Raw genomic sequence first — 15,038 nt, 5'->3', positions numbered from 1 at the left:
TTGATACCAACGATTTCTAAGTCGTCACCTACTGTGATGATGCCGCGCTCTACACGACCGGTCACAACAGTACCACGACCAGAGATTGAGAACACGTCTTCGATAGGCATCAGGAATGCACCATCAATTGCACGTTCTGGTTGTGGGAAGTAGCTGTCCATTGCTTCTGCCAATTTGAAAATTGATGGCATACCAATGTCGCTTTCATCACCTTCCAGTGCTTTCAACGCGCTACCAACGATGATTGGTGTGTCATCGCCTGGGAAGTCATAGCTGTCCAATAATTCACGGACTTCCATTTCTACCAGTTCGATAAGTTCTTCATCATCAACCATGTCAGCTTTGTTCAGGTAAACGATGATGTACGGTACACCAACCTGACGTGACAACAAGATGTGCTCACGTGTTTGTGGCATCGGGCCGTCAGCTGCGTTTACTACCAAGATAGCACCGTCCATTTGTGCCGCACCGGTGATCATGTTTTTAACATAGTCGGCGTGACCTGGGCAGTCTACGTGAGCGTAGTGACGATTTTCTGTTTCGTACTCAACGTGCGCTGTCGCAATAGTGATACCACGCTCTCTTTCTTCAGGTGCGTTATCAATATCCGCGTAATCTTTGAATTCCCCACCTGATGCTTCTGAAAGCACTTTGGTGATCGCCGCAGTCAGCGTGGTTTTACCATGGTCAACGTGACCAATGGTGCCCACGTTGACGTGGGGTTTTGTACGTTCAAATTTTGCTTTAGACATGACCAGTCTCCCCGCCAAATTTTTTATAAGCCAAAAATCAAAACAGACAGGAAAATCCTGCCTAAGACAAATTATGGAGCCCGCAATCAGAATCGAACTGATGACCTCATCCTTACCATGGATGCGCTCTACCGACTGAGCTATGCGGGCCTATTTCCCAAACAAATTGGAGCGGGTGATGGGAATCGAACCCACGTGATCAGCTTGGAAGGCTGGAGTTCTACCATTGAACTACACCCGCAAAACAGCAAACTCTCAATATATTAAATGGTGGAGGGGGGAGGATTCGAACCTCCGAAGGCGGAGCCGTCAGATTTACAGTCTGATCCCTTTGGCCACTCGGGAACCCCTCCACTAAAGACGTGGCATTTTCCGTAAAAGCCCGACTAATGTCAACACTTAAAATCAGGTAATCACAAACAATCACAAAGTTTCGACTAGCTGATGCACGTTTCCGCGCACGTGACTGCAGCGCTAAACAGAGCATAGTATACTAGTTGGCTAACTATTCAGTTTAAATTTCACAGGAGTTATTTATGGAACAGTACCGTGGTACGACGATACTTTCGTATCGACGTAACGGCCAAGTCGTGATTGGCGGCGATGGTCAGGTCAGCCTAGGCAACACCATCATGAAAGGTAATGCTCGTAAGGTCCGCCGCTTATATCATGGCAAAGTGATTGCCGGATTTGCTGGCGGCACTGCCGATGCCTTTACCTTATTTGAACGATTTGAAGGCAAACTGGAAAAGCATCAAGGTAATCTAACCCGTAGCGCTTTGGAACTTGCAAAAGATTGGCGTACAGACCGAATGATGCGCAGGCTGGAAGCTTTATTAGCTGTTGCCGACGAAGAAGCATCACTCATAATTTCAGGTAATGGTGACGTGATTGAACCTGAACAAGGCTTGATCTCGATTGGTTCTGGCGGCCCGTTTGCACAGGCTGCGGCAACGGCCTTACTGCAAAACACTGAGCTATCTGCACGAGAGATTGTCGAAAAAGGCTTGAATATTGCCGCCGACATCTGCATCTATACCAATCACAACCTTACAATCGAAACTTTGGATACGAACTCATAACGCTTATGCAATCACTGACTCCTAAACAAATCGTTCTTGAACTGGATAAACGCATCATCGGCCAGCAAGCAGCCAAAAAAGCGGTTGCTATTGCACTTAGAAATCGCTGGCGTCGGAAACAACTTGAGTCGAGCTTACAGCAAGAAGTCACGCCGAAAAACATTCTGATGATCGGCCCAACTGGTGTAGGTAAAACAGAAATTGCGCGCAGATTGGCCGCTTTGGCAAATGCCCCTTTCATCAAAGTTGAAGCCACCAAATTCACAGAAGTGGGCTATGTCGGTCGCGATGTTGAATCGATCATTCGAGATCTGGCTGAAACGGCGATGAAACTATTACGTGAAAAAGCCATACAAGCCGTTAAATCTAAAGCCGAAGATGCGGCCGAAGATAGAATATTAGATGCCTTATTGCGCCCTGCACGCGATGTCGAAACTGAAGATGACTCCACTACCCGCCAACGTTTCCGCAAGATGTTGCGTGAAGGCAAGCTCGATGATCGAGAAGTGGAACTGGAATTAAATGCGCCACAGGTTGGTGTTGAAATCATGTCACCGCCGGGTATGGAGGAAATGACAAATCAGCTTCAAGATATGTTTCAAAGTATGGGCTCACAACGTAAAACCACGCGAAAGCTGACCGTCAGCAACGCTCTGCGACAGCTGGCTGAAGAAGAAGCGCTAAAACTTATCAATGAAGAAGAGTTAAAAGCGGAAGTACTCGATAGCGTTGAACAAAACGGCATCGTTTTTCTCGATGAAATTGATAAGATCACCGGCCGCGGCGAAGGCAGTGGTAGTGCTGATGTATCACGGGCTGGGGTGCAACGTGACTTACTGCCATTGGTCGAAGGCAGTACTGTCTCCACCAAGTACGGCATGATCAAAACCGACCATATTCTGTTTATCGCATCAGGTGCGTTCCACTTAAGCAAACCGTCTGATTTGATTCCTGAACTACAAGGCCGTTTGCCCATTCGGGTCGAGCTTGAAGCCCTGACATCACAAGATTTTGTGCGCATCCTGACTGAACCCGATGCATCGCTCACCGAGCAATATGTTGCCCTACTCGCGACAGAAGGCGTTGAGCTGGAATTCACTGAAGAAGGTATTCAACGCATTGCCGAACTCGCCTGGGAAGTGAATGAAAAAACCGAAAATATCGGCGCTCGACGTTTGCATACAATGCTGGAACGCTTGTTAGAAGATATTTCTTACAATGCCGGTAGCGAACTCAACTTCAAGGTGACTGTCGATAGAAGCTACGTTGATCAACAACTTGCTGAACTATCACAAGACGAAGATCTGTCACGTTACATTCTGTAAATAGGTAGCAATTTATGGCTGAACAACACATTCCGACTGAAATAACACTGCACAAACAGTCAAAAAGTTTAGGGCTAGCCTATGGTGAGAAGCAATATAAGCTGAGTGCTGAATACCTTAGGGTATATTCGCCCTCAGCAGAAGTACGTGGACATGGCCCCGGACAGGAAGTTTTACAGACACAGAAAGAAAATGTCGGTATCAGTCAAATTGAACCGGTAGGCCATTATGCCATCAAGATTTATTATGATGATGGGCATGATAGTGGTTTGTATTCTTGGGATTACCTTTACGATCTCGCCACCAACCAGGATGACTTGTGGCAGGATTACTTAAACCGCCTGCATCAAGCTGGTTATCAGCGACAAACTCAATAGGCTGAGCATGAAACAAAAAGACACCACGCACTTTGGTTACAAAGAAGTCCCGACAGCGGAAAAAGCCCGACACGTCGCCGATGTATTTCACTCCGTAGCGGGCAAATATGACTTAATGAATGACTTAATGTCGCTGGGTATTCATCGCTTCTGGAAACTATTTACTGTCTCTAACAGTGGTGTTAGGCGTGGTGCCAAGGTACTTGATATTGCCGGAGGTACTGGTGACTTAACTCGCAAGTTTGCCAAAATGGTCGGAGAAACGGGTCACGTTGTTTTGGCAGATATTAATGGCTCTATGCTTAACGTCGGTCGTGATCGTCTGACCGATGACGGTATTGTCGCGAATATCGACTATGTGCAAGCCAATGCTGAAGCGTTACCTTTTCCTGATAACAGCTTCGATTGCATCACCATTGCGTTTGGCTTGCGCAACGTCACCGACAAGGATAAAGCCTTGGCTTCGATGTTTCGCGTTTTAAAACCGGGTGGTCAACTGATGGTTTTGGAGTTCTCCAAACCAGCAGACTGGCTTGGTGGTATTTACGACACTTATTCTTTCAAGGTACTACCGCAGCTAGGTAAGCTATTTACCGGTGATGCTGAGAGTTATCGCTATCTGGCAGAATCAATTCGTATGCACCCCGATCAGGAAACATTGAAGCAAATGATGATCGATGTCGGCTTCGAACGCTGTGACTACCACAATATGTCAGCTGGCATTGTCGCTCTGCACCGTGGTTATAAGTTCTAATCGCTCATGGCTACTCTGTTAAAACCTCTCGAAACGGTCATTAATGCGGCATTGAAACAGGCTCCCGACACCTGTGCTCGACTTAGCGCATTTGAACAACGCAGTATTGTCGTCAACATCGACGATCTGAAGCAGTTTGTTCATATCACCTTCCATGCAAGTACACTTCAACTCAGTCACAACGATGAAGAAACCGCCGACTTATTGATTAGTGGCAACGCCTTTGCATTGCTCAAACTCGGTGAACATCCTGACAATCTTTTTTCTTCTGACATCCGTATCCATGGTGATGTGCAATTTGCCAAGCAGTTACAAGATGTATTGGACGGCTTTGATTTTGATTGGGAACAGCAACTGTCGCGAGTGACCGGTGATGTCATTGCACAACCACTGGCTTATGGCATCAAGCAAGGTTTTTCCTGGTTACGCGACACCAACCGATCGCTACAGATGACCACATCGGAATATTTACGAGAAGAAGCTCAACTCTTACCCGATAAAATTCAGATTGACGATTACATGCAGGCGGTTGACCGTCTGAGAGCAGATTGTGACCGGTTAGAGGCTCGCATCAAACGGCTGGAAACGCCATCATGAACAATCGCTTTAACCTCACCGCAAGGAGCCCTCAATGAAGGCCAGTCAGATCCTTCGACTGATACAAATCAATCATGTACTGGCCAAACACCGTCTCGATGAGGTGATAAAAGCCATTCATTTGCTCCGACCACTTCGTTATCTCAGTTTTCTGTCTCCTAATCGCTGGCGTAAACAGACCGATCTGCCCCGAGGTGAAAGACTGCGATTAGCATTGCAGGATTTAGGTCCTATCTTTGTAAAATTTGGGCAGGTGTTATCTACCCGTCGCGATTTGCTGCCTGGCGATATCGCGGACTCACTTGCAAAGCTTCAAGACAAGGTTGCCCCCTTCCCTGCTGAACAGGCACGAGCACTCATTGAGCAGGCTTATGATGAACCGCTGGATACTATCTTTGCGCAGATTGAGCATCAACCCTTAGCATCGGCCTCGATTGCGCAAGTACACGCCGCAACATTAATAGATGGTGATGAGGTCGTCATCAAATTGGTTCGCCCCGGTATTGAACCACTTATCAAACGTGATATTGACCTGCTTTATACCTTAGCAAGCTTTGCTGAACGTTATTGGTCAGAAGGCAAACGTCTGCGTCCCCGTGAGATTGTTGCCGAACTAGAAAAAAACCTGTTTGATGAACTCGATATGTTGCGTGAGGCCTCGTCAGCATCGCAGTTACAACGCAACTTTGAAGGCACCACACTGCTATATGTTCCCAAGGTCTACTGGAACCTGACAAAACCCAGTTTACTGGTTCAAGAGCGTATTTATGGCGCACCTATCAGCGATATTGCAGGCCTCAAAGCGAAACAGGTGAACCTGGCAAGACTGGCAGAAATCGGGGTCGAAATCTTTTTCACGCAAGTGTTCAAGCACAGTTTTTTCCATGCAGATATGCACCCTGGCAATATTATGGTGGATATCGAGGATCCCGACAATCCACGTTATATTGCGGTGGATTTTGGCATTATGGGCACATTATCTCCCGATGACCAACGTTATCTGGCAGAGAACTTTCTTGCTTTCTTCAACCATGATTACCGTCGTGTTGCTGAGCTACATATTCAATCTGGCTGGGTACCAGCCAACACCCGACTGGACGAATTTGAAGCAGCAATTCGCAGTGTATGTGAACCTATTTTTGCGAGACCACTGAAAGATATCTCGTTTGGTCAGTTATTACTGCGTCTGTTTCAAACGGCTAGGCGCTTTAATATGGAAGTTCAACCGCAGCTGGTCTTATTACAGAAGACATTGCTTAATATCGAAGGCCTCGGGCGTGATTTATACCCGGAACTGGATTTGTGGCAAAGCGCTAAACCGATCCTAGAAAACTGGATGAAAGAAAAGTTGGGCTGGAAAGCGGCCATGAAGACATTGCAGCAGGAAGCCCCTCACTGGGCCGAAACATTGCCGCAAATGCCACGTATGTTGCACGATCTGAGTCAACAAGCTCAGCAAGGCAAGTTACATATGAACTTGTCATCAAAAGATCTTCATCAATTGCAAAAAGAAATCCGACAAGCCAGTTATCGCACTGCCGCGGCAACCAGCGGTGCAGCCTTTTTGATTGGCGCGGCGGTAATTAAAGGCCTCGATGGTTATGCGCCAACCATGCTGGGCAGCTTACCCCTGCTGAGCTGGATCTTTGGCATTTGGGGCGGTGTCCTTCTTTATTTCAGTCTGACTAATCGAAGCTAATTTTATGTTTAGGTTTATAGCAATCATCCTTGGCATTATTGTGCTGAGCACTATGAGTATCGGCATTATTATTTTGGGCATATTTGCCGCCATTATCGGCATCATTTACACCACTATTACTGGCCGGCGGCCAAATTTCAGTTTTACCACCAACCCTTTTAAAGCCAAACAGCGCCAAGCCATTTTTCTAGAAACCGTGTTTGTGCTTATGGGCAAGCTGGCAAAAGCAGATGGTCGGATCTCACAGCATGAGATTGATCATGTTGAAGCCTTTATCCAGAAAATGGGCATGTCGGCAGAACACCGTCAGGAAGCGATTCGTCAATTCAAACGCGGTAGCGATCCAGCATTTGATATAAACCCGACGATCCAGCAATTTATGCAGCACTGTGGCAACAGCGTCAACTTGCGACAAGTATTGCTGGTTTACTTAACGGTGATGGCGTTAGCGGATGGCCAGCTGGACCCTGCAGAAAAAGCGATTCTCCAGCAGGTTGCTAATCAACTTGGTTATTCAACCGCCGAGTTCAACCGTATTCTGGATATGGTGTTGGGCCAAGCACACTTTTCTGGGCAGCAAGGCAGTTCGCAGCAACGTTCATCTGCCACAGATATCGCTGATGCCTACAAGGCGCTTGGCGTCACAGCTGATAATAGCAATCAGGAAATCAAACGCGCTTATCGGAAACTGATGAGTCAGTATCATCCCGACAAGTTAACCGGACAAGGTGTCCCCGAAGATATGATTGCGGTTGCCACCGAACAAGCCAAGGAAATTCAGGTGGCCTATGATCTCATCAAGCGACAACGCGGCATCAAATAGCCTTAGAACAAGCCTGTAATTGTTCCGTCGTCATCAATATCAATTCGCTCTGCGGCTGGCCGCTTAGGTAATCCAGGCATGGTCATCACATCGCCACATAACACCACCACAAAACCTGCACCGTGGGAAAGCCTGACATCACGTACTGTCAGCGTATGATTTGAAGCCGCTCCACGCAAAGCGGCATCGCTACTGAATGAATACGGTGTCTTAGCCATACACACTGGCATCGAACCATGTTGTTCATTGAGCATGGCGATTTTGTCCAGAACTTTCTTTTCAGCAACAACCTGATCTGCACCATAGAGTCGTTTTGCCACTTCGCCTATTTTATCCCATAAGCCCATTTCATCGGGGTATAGGAAGTCGCAAGCGGTGCTATCCTGCTCAAGCATGGCGACCACTTTATGCGCTAATGCTTCCGCACCAGCTCCACCTTCTGCCCAGTGTCTGGCTAGAATGGCTTCGGCACCCATTTGTTTGACGGCATTCTCAATCAGTGCAATTTCTTCATCACTGTCTTGAACAAAATGGTTAATCGCCACGACGCAACGCAGGCCAAACTCTTGTTGCAAGTTATCTAAATGTTTTTGTAAGTTGGCTAAACCAGCTTGCAAAGCACCAAGGTTTTCTTCAGCTAACTCTTTTAACGCCAGACCACCGTGGTATTTCAAGGCTTTTACAGTAGCAACGACCACCGCCATATCGGGCTTGATACCTGCTTTGCGGCATTTGATATTGATAAACTTCTCAGCCCCCAAGTCAGCGCCAAACCCTGCTTCTGTCACTACATAGTCACTGAGTTTTAAAGCCATTTTGGTCGACACAACCGAGTTACATCCATGTGCGATGTTAGCGAACGGTCCACCATGTACAAAAGCCGGGTTATTTTCCAAGGTCTGTACCAGATTGGGTTTCAGCGCCTCTTTTAATAAGGCTGCCATGGCTCCATGCGCCTTAATTTCATGGGCATATCGTGGGGTGCCATCCGTTGAATATCCAATCAGAATATCACCCAAACGCTGCTTGAGTTCATGCAAGGAATTGGACAGGCAGAAAATAGCCATAACTTCTGAAGCTACAACGATATCAAAACGATCTTGGCGCAAGAAACCATTAGCCGTGCCGCCCATGCCCACAACAATATCTCGCAGCGCACGATCATTCATATCAACAACACGCTGCCAAGCAATTTTCCGCGCATCAAGCTGTAACTCGTTGCCGTGATGAATGTGGTTATCAATCATCGCAGCTAACAAGTTATGTGCCGATGCTATCGCATGAAAGTCACCGGTGAAGTGAAGATTAATATCTTCCATCGGCACAACCTGCGCATACCCACCACCTGCGGCACCACCCTTGAGTCCGAAACAAGGACCCATTGATGGTTCGCGTACGCACACTAAGGATTGTTTACCAATACGATTTAACGCATCACTAAGGCCTATCGTGGTGGTGGTTTTACCCTCACCGGCGGGGGTGGGGCTAATCGCGGTGACCAGAATCAATTTACCATCAGGACGGTCTGCCATCTCAGTCATCACATCAAGTGACACTTTCGCTTTATATCGACCGTAGGGCTCAAGATGTTGTGGCGCTAATCCCAGACGCTGTTCAGCGAGCTGAGACACTTCCTGCATGGTCGCCTGTTGGGCAATTTGAATATCTGACATGGTTTTCCTGAACGGCTTTAAATCACCCGAGCATTATACGCGAGTTAGTTATTAATCCGAGCCGGGGTTTATTCGCCCCAGCGAGGTGTCAGTTGATGCTCAATATCTGCTTGGTCAAGAATGCGGGCTACCACGAAGTCTACAATCTGACCGATATCTGTGGGATTAAAATAAAAACCGGGATTCGGCGGTAAAATACAGACACCAAGTCGCGCTAGCTTGAGCATATTTTCTAAGTGTATTGCTGAAAACGGTGCCTCTCTTGGTACCACAATCAACTTACGACTTTCTTTCATCATCACATCAGCGGCACGATTAATCAGGTTATCGCTTTGACCACATGCGATAGCCGACAAGGTCCCCATCGTACAGGGACAAACAATCATCGTCGGCACCCGGTGAGAACCACTGGCTAATGGCGCGGACCATTGTTGTTCGCCGTAGACCTGTAACTGCTCAGGCCGACACTGAAACTCAGCTACTAGCATCGCGTGAATATCGCTTGCCCTTGCTGGTAATTTCCAGTTGAGTTCATCGGCTAAAACTATACGCCCCGCCGCTGACACCATAAGATGAACAGTCATATCCGATGCAAGCAATACTTCGATAAGACGTTTTGCATAGGGAGCACCAGAGGCACCTGTAATGGCTAATGCAATTTGTTTTGAATCAATCATCGCTGCTCCAAAGCATCTAAAATGCGCTGATGGATACCGCCAAAACCGCCATTGCTCATCACCACGATTTCATCACCTTGCTGTGCTTCTGTTTGCAGGGTTTTCACGATCGTATCGATAGAGTCAAATACAGACACGTGGTCTCCTAATTCATCGGTTACTTGTTTTAACGACCACTTTAGATCGCTATCTTGCAACAGTAGAACACGATCAGCCTGAATCAATGATTGCGCCAAAGCGTCCTGATGCACACCCATTTTCATCGTATTCGATCGCGGTTCCAGCACTGCCACTAATTTCTTGTTTCCGATCTTCGCTCTTAGCCCGGCAATCGTCGTCGCAATAGCAGTCGGGTGATGTGCAAAATCATCGTAAACGCGAATATTATCGACTTCGCCTCTCAGCTCCAGACGACGTTTAACACCGGCGAATGCTGACAACGCCTCACAAGCATGTGCGACAGTGACCCCTACATGATGCGCTGCAGCAATCGCCGCCAGTGCATTATTCACGTTATGCTGGCCTAGCATTGACCAATTCACTGTTCCCGTTTTACCCGCAAAGCTGACTTCAAACTCACTACCGTCATTTTTTAATAAAGTCGCCTGCCAGTCTGACTCATTGCCTAAGCTTTGCCTTGGCGTCCAACAGCCCATCGCAAGCACCTGTTCAATGGCTTTTTCCTGAGGTGAAATAATTAAGCCTTCGCTCGGCACGGTTCGGATAAGGTGATGAAATTGTTTCTGAATCGCAGCTAAATCGTCAAAAATATCAGCATGATCAAATTCTAGATTATTAATCACCAATGTGCGCGCTAGGTAATGGACAAACTTGGAGCGTTTATCAAAAAATGCGGTGTCGTATTCGTCGGCTTCAATAACAAAAAATGGCGTCTTACCTAAGCGGGCGGTTTCGCCAAAGTTATCAGGTACACCACCAATCAAAAAGCCAGGTGACATGCCCGCATGTTCTAAAATCCAGGCCAGCAAACTACTGGTAGTGGTTTTACCATGTGTACCCGATACCGCCAACACCCAACGACCTTGCAATACATGCTGAGATAACCATTGCGGTCCCGATACGTATGGCAAGCCTTTGTTCAGGACATACTCAACAGCAGGATTCCCCCGCGTCATCGCATTGCCCATCACCACCAAATCAGGCTCTGGTTGCAGGTATTTCGGCTCATAGCCTTCTGAAACATTAATACCGGCGGCAGCAAGTTGGTCACTCATCGGTGGATAGACATTGGCATCACTACCGCTGACCGTCATACCAAGCTCTCTTGCCAACAAAGCAAGTCCGCCCATAAAGGTGCCACAAATCCCTAAAATATGGATATGCATTTACGCTGCTCCTGACAAGGCAAGGCCAACCACAACCAAAGAAACTATGGTGTAAAGCACTGTCACTATCGCCGCCATTCCCGGACGAATCTCAAGCGCATTTCGAAAAATATGGGCTGTCACAAACAGACTCCAGATAATAAGGATCAAGACGAATAACAACACCACACTGGTCAACTGACCCTGTGGTTCTACCTGTCTAAATAACCAGAAAATCGGCAGGCCAATAACGCCCATGATACTGCCGGTACCAGCCATCGCGGTTGCTGTCTGCACAAATCGACTGGTCATGCCCCTGAAATATAGTAAGACCCAGGAAACGCATAATAAAAGCAGGGTATCAGCAGCGCTGCCCGCCAGACTCAGTGGCCAGTTATGATCCACTCGGCTAACCAGCACGCCCACCGAAAAGTAAATCAAACAAACAATTTTCAGAAAGCTATGAGATGTTGGCACATCCGCCGGGCCCGCTCTAAAGAGACAGATTTGGAAGAAACGTTGCAATAAAATCATGCTGGCATAATAACGTGTCCACCACGGTGAACAAAGTATTTAATCTAATATTGCAGATAATAAAAAACCCGGCCATGTTGCCATGACCGGGTTATGTTTGCTGCAATGACCTCAACTAGTCATCAATGACAACGCCCCAAGGGAATTTACCTACATCGATGGTTTTAATTGTTTTCAGGCTGCTCGTATCCACCACTGAGACTGTACTGCTAACCCCGTCTGCAGTGTAGAGAAACTGACCATCACGCGTGATATCAACACCCCATACACGCTTACCCACCGGGACATTGGCTTTTAGCTCAAGTGTCTTAGCATCCATAACAGCGACTGAGTTGCCACGGCCCGTAGTCACATAGATGGTTTTATCGTCTGGGCTGACAGCAATATCCATTGGTTTCGAATTAGGTACATCAATCGCGGAATGTTTGATTATTGACAAGGTTTTGGTGTCAATAATGGCAACTTCATTACCCACTTCACTGCTCGCGTAGGCAAGGGAACCGTCACTGCTAAATGCTAAACCACGAGGACGTGCCGCTACCAAAATATTTTTCACCACTTTGTGTTGAGCGGTATCAATCACATGAATCATATTGGTTGATTCACTGGTAACCATCACTAAGCTACCGTCGGGTGAAACGGCTACACCTTCCGGTTCGATACCAACCGGAATAACTTCAATAATGTCTCCGGTTTTGGTATCAATGACGCTAGCCTGTGCATCGTCTTCATTAGATAAATAGATATGGCCATTGGGAGCGACATCGAACGTTTCCGGATCATCGCCTGATTGCAGTTTTTTGATAATGCCCAATGTGGCCACATCGACAACAGCAATCGCATCTTCTTCACTTATTGCAACGTAGAGTTGTGTTTGATCAGGTGATAAACCAATACCACGCGGACGCTCACCAATATCAATGGTACTAACCACCTCGTTAGTTTTTAGATCAATGACACTCACAGTGTCATCTTTCTCATTACTTATAAAAACGCGGTTAGATGGTTCTGCCCATAAAGTTGAGCAGCTTATAAGCAAGCTTGTCAGTAATGCATATTTTAATTTCATAATCACTCTCAATTTCGTTTCAACTAACGGCAGCTAACCAAGCCGAGACTATCCAATCCGCCTGCGACCCCTCTTAATGGGGCTTCGGCGACAATATTATTATCTTCATCTACCAGTAATACAATTTGGCGTAACTGACCACTATTACGAAACGTGGCTGTATACCCTTTTTGACCGTCAAAAGATAAATCATTTTTCAAAAATTTAAGCATGGCATCACCATCAGTATTTTGGGTTCTCGCCACACTGTCTGACAGCATTTTGATTGCCGCCCAGCCAGCCCATGCATCATCATCCATTTTGCTCTGATGATTACGGGTAAATCGGGTGTTTAGCTGTGATGCGGCAAATTTAACAAAATCCTCATGCCATCCTTGCGCGTGAACAGGGGTATCTTCATTTTTAACTTGCCACTGAGCAATGGCATCCTGTTTCATTTGTTCGCTAAGCGGAATGTTCAACACATTGCCTAAGCATGCCTCTCGCAATTCATTAGCAGCAGAGGCAAGATTAAATACAGGTGTTTGTGCAAACTGTTGCAGCCCTGCAACGTCAAGTACCGTGTTGGCATCGGTTGCCAATAGAATCGCCGTTACTTGCTCTGTTGGTATCGTTTTCAACTCATCGATCGTTGTCGCTTGAACCGCATAATTTTGCCCTAAGAACTGACCTTGTAAATTAGCTTCTGTCAGCCCCTGCTGTACGCCAGCCCATATTTGACCATCGGTTGGGCCTACATAGTGTAATGTCACTTCAATCACATTAGCCAACACGAACTGTGGCCAGATAAACAACAGTAACAACCCCAGTTGTTTCATTTTTTTCATCTAACTCTCCGTCATTATGATCTGCGATTAAACAATACAGGTTTTGCTGACACAACAAATCAGCAAATTCCTCAATTTTGATTTCATCGCAAATACATGCAATGTGCCTATTAAGGTCATTGTGACAACATTTCAGTCACTTATACTCTAGGAATTTTTCCTATTTGTTGTGTGACACCCATAACTGGTTGAAATAAACCACTATTAAATCGATTGTTTTAATTCAAGTACAACCGATAGCTGCCGATACGTTCAGTAATGAAGCAGGTAACGTCTAATTATGGATAAACAACAGGAACTTAATTGTCAGCGAACGCTTGAAGGGCTGGAAGAACTTGCCACTTTTATGAGCTTTCGCAGCGATTGTAGCGGGCTCAGAATTCTGACGATTGAAACAGTAGTAGAGGCTGAGCGACGTGAATCGGCAGAGCGGCGCGCCGACGTCATTCCTATTGAACGAAGACGTCGACTTAAACACCGGCCCATCACTATCAGCAAAGAGCTCCGGTTTAACGACCTCAACTTTCATTCATAAAAAAGCCCGCTTAAAGCGGGCTTTTTTTAGTTACACCTGACTACCATCAGGGTTCGCATTCTCGTCATCATCTTTAACGGGCGGCAACAGATCTTCTTTACTGACTCCCATTGCAAGGATGGTATTGCTCGCTATATAGATAGATGAATATGTACCAATAATGATACCGAGTAATAAAGCAATTGAGAAAGCATGAATCACTTCACCACCAAAGCTAAACAAGGCCAAAACAACCAATAAGGTGGTCAAAGAGGTCATCATGGTTCGACTCAGGGTGTCGTTCAAGGCGCGATTAACAATCTCTTCTGAACTACCCTTACGCATTCGCAAGAAGGTTTCACGAATTCGGTCAAACACAACAATGGTATCGTTAAGCGAATAACCGATGATGGCCAAGATTGCCGCCAGCACGGTCAGGTCAAACTCAATGCGCGTTAAGGAAAAGAAGCCCAGGGTAAGCACCACATCGTGAATCAAAGCCACGACCGACCCAATGGCGAAACGGTATTCAAAACGCAGTGATACATAAATCAGAATGCCAAATAAGGCATACAACATGGCCAAGCCACCTTGTTCCGTGAGCTCTTCGCCGACCTGCGGTCCTACAAACTCAACCCGGCGCACATCAATTTCCGTCTCATTCTTCGCTTGCAACATCGACACAACCTCATTGCTAAGCTGCGCCATGTTTTGTGTTTCAATCACAGGCAAACGAATCAACACATCATGTATTGAACCGAAGTTTTGTACGGTCGCATCAGGATAACCACCTTCTGTCAAATCACTGCGTAGCTGATTCAGATCGACTTGTTCTTGGTAGCCCAGTTCAATCATGGTGCCGCCAGTAAAGTCGATACCGAAATTCAAACCTTGTACGGCCAATGAGGTGATTGAAGCAATAATCAGAATTGCCGAAAAAATCGCCGCCAAACGACGTTTCGACATAAACTGAATGTTTGTTTCGTTCTTTAAAAACTGCATGTCTGAGT

16 protein-coding genes and 3 tRNA genes are annotated in these 15,038 nt (G+C 46.5%); 8 read left to right on the top strand and 11 right to left on the bottom strand.

Annotation, left to right across the window (positions count from 1 at the left end; genetic code table 11):
- The 4 genes from MDMS009_RS05345 to MDMS009_RS05330 form a co-directional block, all read right to left on the bottom strand.
- The coding region (locus tag MDMS009_RS05345; protein ID WP_043887963.1) for an elongation factor Tu at positions 1-752 on the bottom strand (752 nt) is incomplete at its 3' end.
- Positions 753-826: 74 nt separating this feature from the next.
- Positions 827-902, bottom strand: a tRNA-Thr gene (locus MDMS009_RS05340).
- 17 nt (positions 903-919) lie between these two features.
- Positions 920-993 (bottom strand) — tRNA-Gly (locus tag MDMS009_RS05335).
- Positions 994-1,020: 27 nt separating this feature from the next.
- Positions 1,021-1,105 (bottom strand) — tRNA-Tyr (locus MDMS009_RS05330).
- A gap of 183 nt (positions 1,106-1,288) precedes the next feature.
- Between MDMS009_RS05330 and hslV the strand changes: the two genes are divergently transcribed.
- From hslV to djlA, 7 genes are read left to right on the top strand one after another with little or no spacing between them, the layout of a single operon-like run.
- Complete coding sequence (gene hslV, locus MDMS009_RS05325; RefSeq protein WP_008290715.1) at positions 1,289-1,834, top strand: ATP-dependent protease subunit HslV; 546 nt, start codon at positions 1,289-1,291, stop codon at positions 1,832-1,834.
- A 5-nt stretch (positions 1,835-1,839) separates the two neighbouring features.
- Positions 1,840-3,159, top strand: coding sequence for an ATP-dependent protease ATPase subunit HslU (gene hslU / locus MDMS009_RS05320; RefSeq protein ID WP_008290702.1), 1,320 nt, complete (start codon positions 1,840-1,842; stop codon positions 3,157-3,159).
- Between the two features lie 14 nt (positions 3,160-3,173).
- Positions 3,174-3,536 (top strand): gamma-butyrobetaine hydroxylase-like domain-containing protein, encoded by a 363-nt coding sequence (locus tag MDMS009_RS05315; RefSeq protein WP_008290695.1) that lies wholly within the window; start codon positions 3,174-3,176, stop codon positions 3,534-3,536.
- Between the two features lie 7 nt (positions 3,537-3,543).
- Positions 3,544-4,290 (top strand): bifunctional demethylmenaquinone methyltransferase/2-methoxy-6-polyprenyl-1,4-benzoquinol methylase UbiE, encoded by a 747-nt coding sequence (gene ubiE / locus MDMS009_RS05310; protein WP_008290689.1) that lies wholly within the window; start codon positions 3,544-3,546, stop codon positions 4,288-4,290.
- 6 nt (positions 4,291-4,296) lie between these two features.
- Positions 4,297-4,887, top strand: a complete 591-nt coding sequence (locus MDMS009_RS05305) for a ubiquinone biosynthesis accessory factor UbiJ (RefSeq protein ID WP_008290692.1) — start codon at positions 4,297-4,299, stop codon at positions 4,885-4,887.
- 34 nt (positions 4,888-4,921) lie between these two features.
- Positions 4,922-6,586: a ubiquinone biosynthesis regulatory protein kinase UbiB gene (gene ubiB / locus MDMS009_RS05300; protein WP_008290699.1), complete on the top strand. Its 1,665-nt coding sequence runs from the start codon at positions 4,922-4,924 to the stop codon at positions 6,584-6,586.
- Between the two features lie 4 nt (positions 6,587-6,590).
- Entirely contained in the window at positions 6,591-7,409 is an 819-nt protein-coding gene (djlA, locus tag MDMS009_RS05295; protein WP_008290693.1) for a co-chaperone DjlA, read from the top strand.
- Positions 7,410-7,411: 2 nt separating this feature from the next.
- On the opposite strand, the gene MDMS009_RS05290 is transcribed toward djlA, so the two are convergent.
- The 6 genes from MDMS009_RS05290 to MDMS009_RS05265 all read right to left on the bottom strand — a co-directional run bounded on the left by MDMS009_RS05290 (position 7,412) and on the right by MDMS009_RS05265 (position 13,514).
- The gene (locus MDMS009_RS05290; protein WP_008290710.1) at positions 7,412-9,082 is read right to left on the bottom strand and encodes a formate--tetrahydrofolate ligase; all 1,671 of its coding nucleotides are present in this window, start codon (positions 9,080-9,082) and stop codon (positions 7,412-7,414) included.
- 68 nt (positions 9,083-9,150) lie between these two features.
- Positions 9,151-9,759, bottom strand: a complete 609-nt coding sequence (locus MDMS009_RS05285) for a UbiX family flavin prenyltransferase (RefSeq protein ID WP_008290716.1) — start codon at positions 9,757-9,759, stop codon at positions 9,151-9,153.
- On the bottom strand, positions 9,756-11,105 hold the full coding sequence (gene mpl / locus MDMS009_RS05280) for a UDP-N-acetylmuramate:L-alanyl-gamma-D-glutamyl-meso-diaminopimelate ligase (RefSeq protein ID WP_008290696.1): 1,350 nt from the start codon (positions 11,103-11,105) through the stop codon (positions 9,756-9,758). The genes MDMS009_RS05285 and mpl overlap by 4 nt, the downstream gene beginning before the upstream one ends.
- The gene (locus MDMS009_RS05275; protein WP_043887958.1) at positions 11,106-11,618 is read right to left on the bottom strand and encodes a hypothetical protein; all 513 of its coding nucleotides are present in this window, start codon (positions 11,616-11,618) and stop codon (positions 11,106-11,108) included.
- A 115-nt stretch (positions 11,619-11,733) separates the two neighbouring features.
- Complete coding sequence (locus tag MDMS009_RS05270) at positions 11,734-12,687, bottom strand: PQQ-dependent catabolism-associated beta-propeller protein (RefSeq protein ID WP_008290694.1); 954 nt, start codon at positions 12,685-12,687, stop codon at positions 11,734-11,736.
- 23 nt (positions 12,688-12,710) lie between these two features.
- On the bottom strand, positions 12,711-13,514 hold the full coding sequence (locus MDMS009_RS05265) for an ABC transporter substrate-binding protein (protein WP_008290698.1): 804 nt from the start codon (positions 13,512-13,514) through the stop codon (positions 12,711-12,713).
- A gap of 280 nt (positions 13,515-13,794) precedes the next feature.
- Between MDMS009_RS05265 and MDMS009_RS05260 the strand changes: the two genes are divergently transcribed.
- Positions 13,795-14,049, top strand: coding sequence for a hypothetical protein (locus tag MDMS009_RS05260; protein WP_008290697.1), 255 nt, complete (start codon positions 13,795-13,797; stop codon positions 14,047-14,049).
- Between the two features lie 30 nt (positions 14,050-14,079).
- Here MDMS009_RS05260 and secF read toward each other — a convergent pair whose 3' ends face one another.
- Positions 14,080-15,030: a protein translocase subunit SecF gene (secF, locus tag MDMS009_RS05255; RefSeq protein ID WP_008290717.1), complete on the bottom strand. Its 951-nt coding sequence runs from the start codon at positions 15,028-15,030 to the stop codon at positions 14,080-14,082.
- Positions 15,031-15,038 lie beyond the last annotated feature (8 nt).

Source organism: Methylophaga thiooxydans DMS010 (assembly GCF_000156355.1).
Taxonomy (GTDB): domain Bacteria; phylum Pseudomonadota; class Gammaproteobacteria; order Nitrosococcales; family Methylophagaceae; genus Methylophaga; species Methylophaga thiooxydans.
This window is presented reverse-complemented; position numbering and strand designations above follow the sequence as displayed.